Source organism: Vibrio atlanticus, from assembly GCF_024347315.1.
In the GTDB taxonomy this organism is placed as follows: domain Bacteria; phylum Pseudomonadota; class Gammaproteobacteria; order Enterobacterales; family Vibrionaceae; genus Vibrio; species Vibrio atlanticus.
The window spans coordinates 1895984-1908378 of the sequence record NZ_AP025460.1; the positions used below are offsets into that span (position 1 = coordinate 1895984).

Annotated in this window: 14 protein-coding genes; 7 read left to right on the forward strand and 7 right to left on the reverse strand. The window is 43.2% G+C overall.

The features are described from left to right. Positions 1-179: 179 nt before the first annotated feature. Positions 180-1286 carry a M20/M25/M40 family metallo-hydrolase gene (locus tag OCV30_RS08435; protein ID WP_065679030.1) on the forward strand — a complete coding sequence of 369 codons (1107 nt, stop codon included), beginning with the start codon at positions 180-182 and terminating at the stop codon, positions 1284-1286. 155 nt (positions 1287-1441) lie between these two features. On the opposite strand, the gene OCV30_RS08440 is transcribed toward OCV30_RS08435, so the two are convergent. Both OCV30_RS08440 and OCV30_RS08445 read right to left on the reverse strand, forming a co-directional pair. Beyond that, positions 1442-1864, reverse strand: a complete 423-nt coding sequence (locus OCV30_RS08440; RefSeq protein WP_012604104.1) for a DUF3859 domain-containing protein — start codon at positions 1862-1864, stop codon at positions 1442-1444. Positions 1865-1937: 73 nt separating this feature from the next. Continuing rightward, on the reverse strand, positions 1938-2306 hold the full coding sequence (locus OCV30_RS08445; RefSeq protein WP_017096943.1) for an ATP-binding protein: 369 nt from the start codon (positions 2304-2306) through the stop codon (positions 1938-1940). Positions 2307-2581: 275 nt separating this feature from the next. Between OCV30_RS08445 and metA the strand changes: the two genes are divergently transcribed. Together metA and pilW are read left to right on the forward strand one after the other, a co-directional pair. Next, the gene (metA, locus tag OCV30_RS08450; protein WP_012604106.1) at positions 2582-3523 is read left to right on the forward strand and encodes a homoserine O-acetyltransferase MetA; all 942 of its coding nucleotides are present in this window, start codon (positions 2582-2584) and stop codon (positions 3521-3523) included. A gap of 251 nt (positions 3524-3774) precedes the next feature. Further along, positions 3775-4524, forward strand: coding sequence for a type IV pilus biogenesis/stability protein PilW (gene pilW, locus OCV30_RS08455; RefSeq protein WP_065679031.1), 750 nt, complete (start codon positions 3775-3777; stop codon positions 4522-4524). An 89-nt stretch (positions 4525-4613) separates the two neighbouring features. Here the strand turns inward: pilW and rlmF are convergent, their stop codons facing one another. Further along, complete coding sequence (rlmF, locus tag OCV30_RS08460) at positions 4614-5966, reverse strand: 23S rRNA (adenine(1618)-N(6))-methyltransferase RlmF (protein WP_065679032.1); 1353 nt, start codon at positions 5964-5966, stop codon at positions 4614-4616. A gap of 4 nt (positions 5967-5970) precedes the next feature. Then, positions 5971-6468, reverse strand: coding sequence for a YgjP-like metallopeptidase domain-containing protein (locus tag OCV30_RS08465; RefSeq protein WP_004734935.1), 498 nt, complete (start codon positions 6466-6468; stop codon positions 5971-5973). Between the two features lie 153 nt (positions 6469-6621). Here OCV30_RS08465 and OCV30_RS08470 point away from each other — a divergent pair, with 153 nt between their 5' ends. Beyond that, positions 6622-6858, forward strand: coding sequence for a glutaredoxin family protein (locus tag OCV30_RS08470; RefSeq protein ID WP_012604109.1), 237 nt, complete (start codon positions 6622-6624; stop codon positions 6856-6858). An 88-nt stretch (positions 6859-6946) separates the two neighbouring features. Here OCV30_RS08470 and OCV30_RS08475 read toward each other — a convergent pair whose 3' ends face one another. Further along, on the reverse strand, positions 6947-7819 hold the full coding sequence (locus OCV30_RS08475; RefSeq protein WP_065679033.1) for a LysR family transcriptional regulator: 873 nt from the start codon (positions 7817-7819) through the stop codon (positions 6947-6949). A gap of 110 nt (positions 7820-7929) precedes the next feature. Here OCV30_RS08475 and OCV30_RS08480 point away from each other — a divergent pair, with 110 nt between their 5' ends. After that, positions 7930-9129 carry an MFS transporter gene (locus OCV30_RS08480; protein WP_065679034.1) on the forward strand — a complete coding sequence of 400 codons (1200 nt, stop codon included), beginning with the start codon at positions 7930-7932 and terminating at the stop codon, positions 9127-9129. Positions 9130-9214: 85 nt separating this feature from the next. Further along, positions 9215-9781 carry a DUF1415 domain-containing protein gene (locus OCV30_RS08485; protein ID WP_009846920.1) on the forward strand — a complete coding sequence of 189 codons (567 nt, stop codon included), beginning with the start codon at positions 9215-9217 and terminating at the stop codon, positions 9779-9781. A gap of 28 nt (positions 9782-9809) precedes the next feature. Here OCV30_RS08485 and OCV30_RS08490 read toward each other — a convergent pair whose 3' ends face one another. Further along, positions 9810-10880 carry a sensor domain-containing diguanylate cyclase gene (locus tag OCV30_RS08490; protein ID WP_065679035.1) on the reverse strand — a complete coding sequence of 357 codons (1071 nt, stop codon included), beginning with the start codon at positions 10878-10880 and terminating at the stop codon, positions 9810-9812. Between the two features lie 187 nt (positions 10881-11067). Between OCV30_RS08490 and OCV30_RS08495 the strand changes: the two genes are divergently transcribed. Further along, complete coding sequence (locus OCV30_RS08495) at positions 11068-11643, forward strand: nucleoside triphosphate pyrophosphohydrolase family protein (protein ID WP_017059167.1); 576 nt, start codon at positions 11068-11070, stop codon at positions 11641-11643. 163 nt (positions 11644-11806) lie between these two features. Here OCV30_RS08495 and OCV30_RS08500 read toward each other — a convergent pair whose 3' ends face one another. Continuing rightward, complete coding sequence (locus OCV30_RS08500; RefSeq protein WP_065679036.1) at positions 11807-12295, reverse strand: GNAT family N-acetyltransferase; 489 nt, start codon at positions 12293-12295, stop codon at positions 11807-11809. Between the last annotated feature and the right edge of the window lie 100 nt (positions 12296-12395).

Consider the following 12395-nt stretch of genomic DNA (forward strand, 5'->3'; position numbering starts at 1 on the left):
GGAGATTTAAATCCTGCACATGGGTCGATCCGCGTAGTATTTTTCTCATAAATTAGAATAATCAGATAATTTTCTTGATTTAACTCAGGCAATGATTCTGTAAAAAGGCGTTATAGTTATTTTCCTGTTCCAGCCTCCGTGACTTTTTTAGAAACAACGGAGCAAAATGAGAATTAACAATGACCCAAATTAATGAACAACGTCTCGTAGAACATTTCTGCGATCTAGTGAAAATTGATAGTGAATCTCGTAACGAAAAAGCGATTGCTGAAGCTTTGGCTGAGCAACTCGGTGAGCTGGGTTTTGAAGTTCACAAACTGGCGGTTCCTGAAGAAGTGTCTAACGGTTTCAACATCTACGCTCGTCTAGATGGCACTCTTCCAGGTAGCACAGTATTCAGCTGCCACATGGACACAGTAACGCCAGGTATCGGCATTGAGCCAATCATCGAAGACGGTATCATCCGTTCAAAAGGCAACACAATTCTAGGTGGCGACGACAAGTCTGGTATCGCAGCTATCATGGAAGCAGTTCGTTGCATCAAATCTGAAGGCCAAGAGCACAAAACTATCGAGATCGCATTTACAGTATTCGAAGAAGGCGGTCTGTTCGGTTCTTTAAACTTCGATATGTCTTACATTCAGTCTGAGCACGCTATCGTACTTGATACAGGCGGCCCGATCGGCACTATCGTAAATGCAGCACCTGGCCAACAGAAAATCGTTGCGAAGTTCAAAGGGCGCCCTGCTCACGCGGGTTTAGCGCCAGAAGAAGGCATCAGTGCCATTCAAGTTGCAGCAGACGCGATCACTAAGATGAATCTGCTTCGTATCGATGAAGAAACAACAGCAAACGTCGGTATTGTTGAAGGCGGTCAAGCGACTAACATCGTAATGCCAGAACTTAAAGTCGTGGCTGAAGCTCGCTCTCTAAACGGAGAAAAGCTAACAGCTCAAGTTGAGCACATGATCTCTACATTCCAAGAGAGTGCAAAACAGTTCGGTGCTGAAGTAGAAATCGAGTCGACTCGTGCTTACGATGCATTCGTTATCGCAGACGATCACCCACACATTCTTTCTATCAAATCCGCATTCGAGAAGCTTGGCGTAACAGCGAACACTAAACGCACTGGCGGCGGTAGCGATGCAAACAACTTCAACGCGAAAGGCCTAACAACAGTTAACCTTTCTACTGGTATGGCGAAAGTTCACACCACTGAAGAGTACATTGCAGTGAAAGACATGGTCGCAATCACTGAGTTTGTTGTGGCTTACGTGACTCAATAGTCTTACTGGTTAACTAGCCGGCCTTATTTGTTAACAAGCCTGTCTTATTCGTTGACGAAATAGAAAATGCCATCTAGTTAACGTCAAAAAGCCGAGTTCACATGTAGCGTGTGACTCGGCTTTTTTGTTGTCTTAATTTAGACAGAAGTTCTAATCTAAAAACCCCTACGCTTCCAAAACTGCCCTTCGTCTTTCGCAACAAGGTCGAATGTCTTATCAGCAATGATGTTGCCTTTTAGCTCGACGGTCATGCGCCATTTACCGAGTTTGTTGGAGACAGGCGCCCAGATAGTATCGCCTAAGTAAAAATCCCAGTCATTGTTGCCGACATGCTCTTCACCATCGAACGGTTCGAGCACTTCACCCGTGTCGGTGGTGATGTTCGGGTGATAGATGCAGTAACGGATTTTTTCACCTTTGGCTTTTTTGATATTCAAGATATAGCCAAATTCCACGTCGATTTCAGCATCAACGGTAGTGGTGAACTCTTGGATTTTTGGAAGATCTTTAGATTTGGAATCCCACGTTGTATAGATGCCGTAAGATGTCATGTCGACCACAACAGAGCGCTTTGCCATTTCAATCGTTACCTTGGAGTTGTTCTATTAATTAATTCTATTTGCCACTCACCCAAGCTGGATAAGCACGAGGCTATTCTTGCCAATCTTTTGCCATGCGCTTAATCACCGACGGTTCAATGTCGTGAATGCTGCCATATTGCTCTCGGCACACTTCTATAACTAAATCCGCTTTATATTTGAGTGCGAGTTGGCGGTAGGCTTTCATTTCCCACTGCTTAATAAAAGTATTCGACACCACAACGTCTAACCCTTGCTTCAAGCCGTCTTCTGCAGTGTTCTGACACCACTCATGCGCTTGCTGCAACTGCCTTGGGTCAAAATTATAGTCGCCTTGCTCATTCACGTAATACATATCCGCTTCGACATGCAATGCATCGTAGGTTTTTGCTTTTGTTGACTTGCCGGAACCGGGCAACCCTCGAATGAGTATTAACTTCATCTGTCACTTTACAGGCTAATTTTAAAACATGAGTTTATCTTAAATAGTGACGAGTTTCTCTGATAACTGCCGTTGCTCAACATCCGAAAACCGAGTCCTTATACTCGACTCAGATAATCACTGAATACAATGAGAATCCCCTCGACGTCGGTGAATGACTTCTGAAAGCAAACACAAATAATTTACAACTATCCATTTTGTATATCGACAAGCGTATCAAACTACTATAGATTTAGATGTATAGACGTCTACATATCTAGCTTAGGGAGAAAGCTTTGCCTATTCGCATTCCAGACCAATTGCCAGCATCTGATGTTCTTCGTGAAGAAAACATCTTTATTATGCCGCTATCAAGAGCATCGACACAGGAAATTCGTCCACTTCGAGTCTTGATCCTCAACCTAATGCCAAAGAAGATTGAAACTGAAACTCAATTCTTACGCCTACTATCCAACAGCCCACTGCAAGTCGATGTAGAGCTGTTGCGTATTGATGACCGACCAAGTAAAAACACGCCGACAGAACACCTTGATAACTTCTACCGTCAATTTGAAATGGTCAAAGGGAGAAACTTTGATGGATTGATCATCACTGGTGCGCCACTTGGCCTGGTTCAATTTGAAGACGTTATCTACTGGGATCATCTAAAAACCATCATGGAATGGGCAAACAAGCATGTGACCTCAACCTTGTATGTGTGTTGGGCTGCTCAAGCTGGCTTAAAGCTCTTGTATGATTTACCAAAGCGAACTCGTAAAGATAAGCTTTCTGGGGTTTACAACCACGAGATACATAACCCGTACCACCCAATTTTACGAGGCTTCGACGATACCTTCTTGGCACCACACTCTCGCTATGCTGATTTCTCTCAGGAATACTTAGCCGAACATACTGACCTTGATGTTCTTGCGACTTCTGATGTGGCGGGCGTATACCTAGCGGCAACCAAAGATAAGCGAAACGTGTTTGTAACCGGTCACCCTGAATATGATGCTCATACACTTCACAATGAATACATTCGTGATTTGGGTGAAGGCATGGAGCCTGTTATTCCAATTAACTACTACCCGAACAACAATCCAGACAACAAGCCTGTAGCAAGTTGGCGTAGTCATGGACACTTATTGTTTTCAAACTGGCTTAACTACTGCGTTTACCAACAAACACCTTACGATCTGGATCACTTCAGCGAAGACAACTTCACCAAAGACGACTAAACGATAAGTCATCTAACTAAAAAGCCAACTAGGCATTTTGCCTATATGCTAACAAGCTAACAAGCTAACAAGCTATTTAGACAGTTGGCTATCCAGATAAAGAACAATTAAGCTGTGTTCCATAGGTTGTTGATAAAACACCAAATGGGACACGGTTTTTTTTATGGTGTTTGGGTCGCATTCCATAATCTATCTAACACTTAAATATGTTCGATTTCATATCATAGGTTTGTGTTCAAAAGGAGCTGCACATGCCTAACAAGTCGCTATTACCAAAATCCACCCTGATATCTCATATCACGCTACTCGCCTCTCTCTCTTTGGTAGGTTGTGTTTCTGTAACCGAAGGGCCACCAAAAATGGCAAGTGACCCAATTGCGATGTCTCAATCACGTATTGAATTGGGTTTGGGCTACATGGGACAAGGTAATATGGTCAAGGCACGTGAAAACCTAGAGCTCGCTATCAAACACGCTCCTAGCTATTACCGCGCCCAACTTTCGATGGCACATTATTACGAGCAAGTTGGCGAAGTAGATGAAGCAAGAACCACTTACCGCAAAGCACTCAGTCTAGATTCAAGAAACGGCAATGTATTGAATAACTACGGTACGTTCTTGTGTAAACAAGGCGAATACGAGCAAGCTGATAAATATTTCAATCGCGCAATTGACCAACCCTACTACTACCTTGTCTCTGCAAGTTATGAGAATGCGGCATTCTGCGCGTTTAAGGCTGGTAATACCGACCAAGCAAAATACTACTTCACACGAGCGATTGACCACGATCCAAATCGCGTAAAATCGATACTACAACTATCAAAAATTGAAGTGAGTGACGCCGATTACAACGACGCTAGGCTTCGTTTGTTCAAATTCCACCAACGTTATGGCTACCAAATTCCATCGCTTAAAATCTTGGTCGATCTCGAAAACAAAGCAGGTAACAGTGCTCTAGAGAAGAAATATCAGAGTAAGTTAGATGAGTTACTTTCTGCATAGTGCATATGAAAAACACAAAAAACGGGCTTGTTGCGTTAACAACAAGCCCGTACGTAATTTCAACTTAATGTCTTAACTTAGCGCAGCCGCTATTTTAGCGTGATCCACTCTTGTCTTTGCTCGTCGTCCATAAAGGTCCATGCGATAAAGCGACTCACCTTCTGGCCTTGCGACATCTCAACCACTTTTACTTGTTTAGCTCTTAGCTTACCCAGCTCTGAACGAACCATATCGACGTTATCTTTCTTAGAAATCAATGTCGTAAACCACAATACTTGAGTAGCAAAAAGTTGGCTCTCTCTCGCCATTTTCATAATGAAAGCAGCTTCGCCACCCGGACACCAAAGTTCAGATTTTTGGCCACCAAAGTTTAAGGTTGGTTTCTCTTGCTTAATCGATTTGGCTGGCTTCTTATTCATCTCGGGCTTGAATGACTTGCCCGCTTTCTTAGCTCGGTTTGCCGCTAAGTTATCCAGTTTACGTTGTGACCCCTTTTCCGCCTCTTCTAGAGAACTATGGAATGGAGGGTTACAAATAGTGACATCGTAACGTTCATTATCCTTAATCACGCCCTTAAAGATAGATTCAGAGTCCGCTTGTAGACGAGCTCGGATCTTACCTTTTAGATTAGGGTTACTTTCAGCAATGAAGTTCGCTGTTTTGATGGAGACTGAATCGACATCCGTACCCGTACAGCGCCACTTATACTCTGTCGCGCCAATGATTGGGTAAATACAGTTTGCACCAACACCGATATCTAATGCTTTCACAGAGGCGTGATTATAAGGCTCACCTTGTCCATCGCTGTTTAGGATGTCTGCCACTCTGTGGATATAATCTGCACGGCCAGGAATTGGTGGGCACAAGTAACCAGCAGGAATATCCCAATGCTTAACGCCATAGTGATGCGCCAGTAAAGCCTTGTTAAGTAGCTTAACAGCCAATGGATCAGAGAAATTAACGGTGTCTTCGCCCACCGGGTTCTTGATCAGATGTTCTTTTAGCTCAGGTAACGCTGCAACCAATAACTCAAAGTCGTAGCGACCTGTGTGTTGGTTTCTTGGGTGTAATCCACCTTGAGGCTTCTCTGCCGAACGTCTTTTCTGTGCTGCATTCTTGTTAAATACAGTTTTATTGAAAGACGCCTTATTCGATGGCCCTTTATTAGCGCCCGGCTTACCTTTGCTATCTTTTGCAAAAGGTCGCTTTGCTTTGTTGTTACTAGCGCCTTTTGAAACTGTACTCTTTCGGTTTTTATCCGATGTGTTCTTTGAAGAAATACGCTTGTCGCTGCTTGGTTTACCTGCACTTGGCTTAACATCACCTTGCTTACGGTTACCTTGCGTACTGTTACCTTCGTTAGCTTGGTTATCTTTTGTTTTTGCTGCGGAGGTACTGTTTTTCGACAGGCTTAGCGTCGTTCTATTTTGTGATTGGCTCATTGGGCTACTTCTTTAAATCTAAATACATCATGAATAAACGGGCATCTAACTCAAGTTGATGATATTCCGGTTCCATGTGACAGCATAGTTGGTAAAAGGCTTTGTCGTGCTCTTTCTCTTTGATGTGCGCCAGTTCGTGTACCACCAACATTCTCAGCAAAGGTTCTGGCGCATTTTTAAAAACACTGGCGATACGGATCTCATTCTTCGATTTGATCTTTCCACCGTGATTTTTCGCGACGTAAGAGTGCAGACCTAATGCATTATTGATTAGGTGTATCTTGCCGTCATAAATCACTTTACTGATCGGTGGTGTTTTTTTCATATAACGATTTTTAATCTCAATCGCATAGTCAAACAGGGCTTTCTCGCTTTTTATTTCATGATTCTTTGGGTAGCGAGCTTCGAACCACGGCACCAACTTTCCCGATTCAACTAGTTGAGTTACCGGGTCGAGAATGTGCTTCGGGTAGCCTTGGATATAGCGTAAAGAAGGATGCATGCTGAAAGACCGTACAAGTTACACCACGACAATACGTTGTGGTCTTGAAAATTGAGCCGCATAGTGTAACTGATCACACTTTTCTAATCACCTAGGATTCGTTACACTTTAGCGAGATTCACCAAGAGCTAGACTCAAAAAGAGATTATAAAAATGAAACGTGTTGTATTGTACGTCGCAGACAAATGCCCGCACTGTAAAGATGCACAGCGCTATTTGGATTCAAAGAAAATTGTTTACCGCCTAACGAATGCAAAGATGCAGCGTGGTCGTAAAGAGTTGCAAGCGATGGGAGCTCGCTCTATCCCCGTACTTAAAATCGGCGACCAGGTGATGGTCGGCTGGAATCAGAAGAACTTCGATAAGATGTATAACTCAAAGAGTACCTAAGTGCTCTAAGCCAGTAATACTTCTATAAAATAAAGCCCGAATGTCCAATCTAGGATGCTCGGGCTTTGTTGTTCTATACCATTCTAAATCACACGTAGCGCTTAACGAAATCAATAAAGGTTCGGTCTGCCTTCGACAGGTACCCTTCCTTTCTCCAAGCCAAAGATAGATTGAGTTTTACAGGATCTTTAAATGGCACCCCCACGACGTCTTCTTCGTATTCTGTGACCAAACTCAGCAGCGCAGTAATGGCAAACTCTCGTTTTACTATAGAAAGAATCATTGGCAATAAGTTGGTTTCGAAGGCGATGGTCATATCGAGATTGTACTTTTTACAGGTCGCATCAATAAAATCACGGTGGAAATAACCCGACTTGAACATAATCAGTTCTTGAGCGAAAAACTCTTCAAAGGTGATGGATGCTTGCGTTGCCAATGGGTGTTCTTTACCAACAACAGCTAGCATCTCAGAACTCAACAAGTGATCGGTTTCGAGATCATCTGGGACATTTTCATGATTGATAACCCCAATATCCAGTTCGCCGTTTAATAACATTTCACGAATCGATGCGGTGCCGGCATCAATTAAAGTCAATTTTAGGTTTGGGTATTGGCTTTTAAACGCCATCACGACTTGGGGGAAAAAGTAACTGCCCATCATGCTTGGAGCGCCTAATCGCACTTCTCCCTTTTCTAGTCCCTTTAGCTCATTCATTGCGAGTTGAGCATCATTAAACTGTTGGGCGATTCGCTTCGCATGCTCAAATAACACTTTACCCTCTTCCGTTAAGGTGACTGATTTATCTCCGCGACGAAACAGAATCAACTCAAGCGTCTGTTCTAGTTTTTTTATAGAGATACTCAAAGCAGGCTGTGCGATATGCAGCGCTTTGGCGGCTTGAGTGAAGTTACCAAACTGAGCAACAGCCAGAAAATGTCGAAGTGGTTTTGATTCAAGCATGTCGATATATTAATTATATTGAGGTTATATTTTTAATATATTTCTTTAATCGCCATTGTGCTGATAACTTGTTCACAAATAGCTTACTAACTCGCGCAGGCACAACGTAAATGTTTGATAAAGGCAGTCCTCAATACAAAGGTATCACCCAATCATTGGCGATTGGCTCGTTTATCATTTTCTGTAACCTTTATCTCTTTCAGCCAATCTTGCCGCACATGGCCGAGCACTTCCAAGTATCTGAAACTCAAATCAACTGGCTGTTTGCCGCGACAACACTTGGGCTTTCCATCAGCTTGGTGCCTTGGGCAATCGCTTCTGAAACCTTTGGTCGAAAACCTATTATCCTATTCAGTCTGTTCGCTATTCCTTTGATTGGATTGAGCATGGTGTTCACAACCACTCTACTGCAACTTGTTATTGCCAGAGCAGTCATGGGAATCGCCGTTGCTGCTTTTGCTGGCGTAGCGGTTGCCTATATGGTCGAAGAGTTATCACCCAAAGCATTCGCAGTCGCGATTGGAGGTTATATTGCGGCTAACTCATTAGGTGGCATCTTCGGGCGTGTATTGGGTGGCTTAATTACGGATTATTTCGACTGGCACGCTACGGTGTTGTTTTTCGTGGTCGGATCCTTAATCGGCGCACTCTATATTGCGTATAGTCTGCCTGACCAACAAAACTTCAAACCTCAGAAAGGGTTGTTCTTTCATCATAACCGCTCGGTTGTGATGCACTTAAGAAACCGTACCTTGTGGCTCGCGATGTTGATTGGTGGCGCTAACTTCGCGCTATTCGTTAACCTGTATTCAGTAATGGGCTTTAGGCTAGTATCTGCGCCTCACTCAGTGCCAGTGGGCTTAGCTTCACTGATATTCCTATGTTACTTGGCCGGTACGGTAAGCTCTAAGCTCTCCAACAAATGGACACTTCGCTTTGATCCGTTAAACGGAATATTGATGGGCGTGTGCATTAGCTTAATCGGAATGCTAATTTCTGCCGTCGACAAAGTCCCGTTCATGCTAGCAGGCTTGTTATTGATTAGTGGCGGCGCGTTCTTCGCCCATACCCTTGCCTACTCTTGGGTAAGTCAAAAAGCGCCGAGCGCTAAGGCGACAGCAACCGCACTTTACTTGGTTCACTATTATATTGGCGGGAGCTTAGGTGGTTTCTTACTCTTGTATTGCTGGCAACTGTTCGGTTGGAATGGCGTGATTGCGGGCGGTTCAATCTTCTATGTTGCGATATTTGCTTGGGTCTACCAATTAAAACAACTTCAAGTATCGGCCTCTAAACTCGCACAAGCATAAGTACGACTGAGGTTGTAACTCAATTATTGCTTTTGATTGACGTCCGTTCTGATATCCTACGCAAAATTTCATTTCGGAACCTGTTATGTCGAACACTCAAAGCACAGATCTTCAAACCATCCACGACCAAGTAAAGCAGTGGTTAGACGATGTCGTTATTGGCCTAAACCTGTGTCCATTCGCAGCCAAGCCACAACGTAATAAGCAGATTAAGATCTTTGTGAGTGAAGCGAATACGGAAGAAGCGTTGTTGGAAGACATCATGACGCATTTCGTAGAGTTAGATAACACGCCAGTCGCGGAATTAGAGACGACTTTGGTGGTTGTGCCTAACATGCTGCAAGACTTCTTCGACTACAACATGTTCATTGATTGGATTGAAGCGTTAATCAAGCAAGAAGATTGGGAAGGCGTTTACCAAGTAGCAACCTTCCACCCAGACTATTGCTTTGGTGGTGCCGATCCAGAAGACGATGAAAACCTAACTAACCGCTCTCCGTATCCGGTTTACCATTTGATTCGTGAAGCGAGTATGGAAAAAGTGTTGAAGCACTACCCTAACCCTGAAGCGATTCCTGATACCAACATCGCGAGAGTTGAATCCTTAACGCCGGAAGAACGTCGTCAACTGTTCCCTTATCTGTTCAGTTAATCGTTCAGTTAATCGCTAAAATGCTGGCTCATATTCCTGAGCGCTCTTGATGATATGGGCGAGAAATGAACTGATCTCGTCCATTTTGTTTAGCAATGTACAGGCATTCATCGGCAACTTTGATTAGCGAGTCTAATGCCGACATTCTCTCCCCTTTGCTATCTCCAGTGCTCAACTCAAAATGACACGCACCAATTGATATGGTGATAGGCTTACTATCTAGTGTGATTTTCTTCATTTCTTGTAAAAGAGTCATGAACTTATCTTCAACACCACTTGGTGTACTATTTGGATACCAAAGAATGAACTCTTCACCACCAAAGCGAGCTACAAACTCTCCATCTTGAATATTATTGCGCAGAACGTTTGCCACTTTCTTTAAAACCACATCACCCATTTGATGACCATAAGTGTCATTGACCTGTTTGAAAAAGTCGATGTCGACAACCGCTAAGGTTCCCTTTCCTAAAGATCCTTTTAACTGCTCGACTTCCGCATTCAGCGTTTTGAACAAACAACGTCGATTCGGCAAGTGTGTAAGAGGATCGTACAAAGCTTGATATTCAAGTTTTTCATTTAACTCTGTCAGTTTACGTTCTTGCTGTCTTCTCACCAGTTCCACTTCGATCCATGACGCCATTAACCGCATGACGTCGATATCGAACTCTTTAAACTCACGATGATAAGGCTCTGGGCTTGAAAAGTTTAAGGTGCCATAAAGCTCATCATTAACGAAAATGGGAATACCAATGTATGACTCCAAACCAAAAGACTGATAGGCAGGATGAGTCGCATACTTATCGTGTTTACCACAATGCTCAATGCAGATAGGACCAATCGATTTACAAGTAATTTCGCAATAAGTCGAAGGATAATCGAAGGTGTCACCGCTATTGAGTTCTACCCCTTCAGGTGTAACGCAGTGCTCAACTAAATAAGAATTACCATCGACTTTCGATAAGATACCAATATCAAGGTTGAAGCGTTCAAGCCCCATGATAAGCAGCTGAGCGATCTGAATATCGAACCCTTTTCGATAATCATTGGTGATTTGATACAAACGACGTATAACAACTTCACTTTCATTAGCTTGGTGCATAACTGTGATCCTACGACGGAGAACTGATTGGCAATATTACGTATAGCCTACTGTAAATTATATATTAATCAATTAGTTTTTATGCAAGATACCTCATTAAACCAATGAATAAAAGTCGACTTTGCGTTAGCACCCTATTCCCAGCTTTGGTAAAATACCCCACTAACGAAACAGAATGGATAGGAAAATGAACCTTTCTCAACTAAGCCAAGAAATCTACGATCACCTTTACCGCGACATTGAAGAGTTCCGCAGTACTTTTGATCTGCCTGTTGCTGCTCCTGAAACAATGGACGAAAAAGGCGATACGCTACACACATCTCTAGCGATCGAAGAACTAACAGAACTTGCAGAAGCTGACTCTAAAATCGAACAAGCGGACGCTATTGTAGACAGCGTTTATGTTTTGATGGGACGTTTAGTTCACCTTGGCCAAGCTAAGGTAGAAGACAACCTAGCAATCAGCTACCTGATCGACCTACTGTTGAATGTTTCTAAAAACCGCTCAATCGACTTTCTGCCTTGTTGGGACGAAGTACACTCAAGCAACATGAGTAAAGTGTGCCGTAACGAAACAGAATACGCAGAAACTGAAGCTTTCTATGCTGAGCAGAACATCAAACTGATGGCTGTTCAAAAAGGCGAATACATCATCGCTAAGTGTGCGGAAGATTTCGTATCGGAAGGCAAGACAGTTCGCCAAGGTAAAGTACTAAAATCAGTACACTACCGCCCTGCGAACCTTGAGCCTCTAACGGCTTAAGACTGGTTGTCTAAACCGATCAGCACGCCAAAATAGCAAACGCCACGTTTAAATAACGTGGCGTTTTATTATCTGTTAGTGATTTCAAACTGTGTGTAAATTGTAGCTGTGTGCTAAAGCAGCCGAGTGTCAGTTGCAGCTGGGTGTTAATTGTAGCTAAATACTATACCAGTCGTGCCATGTGATAAGCCGCCACATATTCGCCATTTCTGAAAGCGAATCCTGCGGACTCCCCTTCAATCACAAAACCAAACTTCTTATACAAGCTGATCGCTCTTTCGTTATCGGTATAGACCGTTAGTTCAAGTCGTTTGATGTTAATCCAGTTATCACACAAGTCGATTGCGGTCGCGAGCAGTTGGCTACCGACACCTTTGCCTAAAACATTGTCTTTAACACCCATACCGAATGAAGCAACATGACGCCTTCTCGGGTTTACACACACTTCCATTCCCAAATTACCAACAATCTCATCATCGATCATCGCGACATACGAGTACACGTTGTCAGGCATATTTGAGATTCGTTTCTGCCAGCTTTCCAGAGATGGATTTGGGAGTTGCAGCGTACCGGTATAAGCATTAGTGCATTCGTAGACTTCTTTTATTCCCTTTGCATCTGACGGTTCAGACCGTCTCACTATAATACTCATCGCAACTCCTACTATTTTCATCGCTAAATATGAAACACATCCTTAATGTGCACCTAGACACACTATCAAATACTAAATATTTAACAATAGGTTAGCTTTG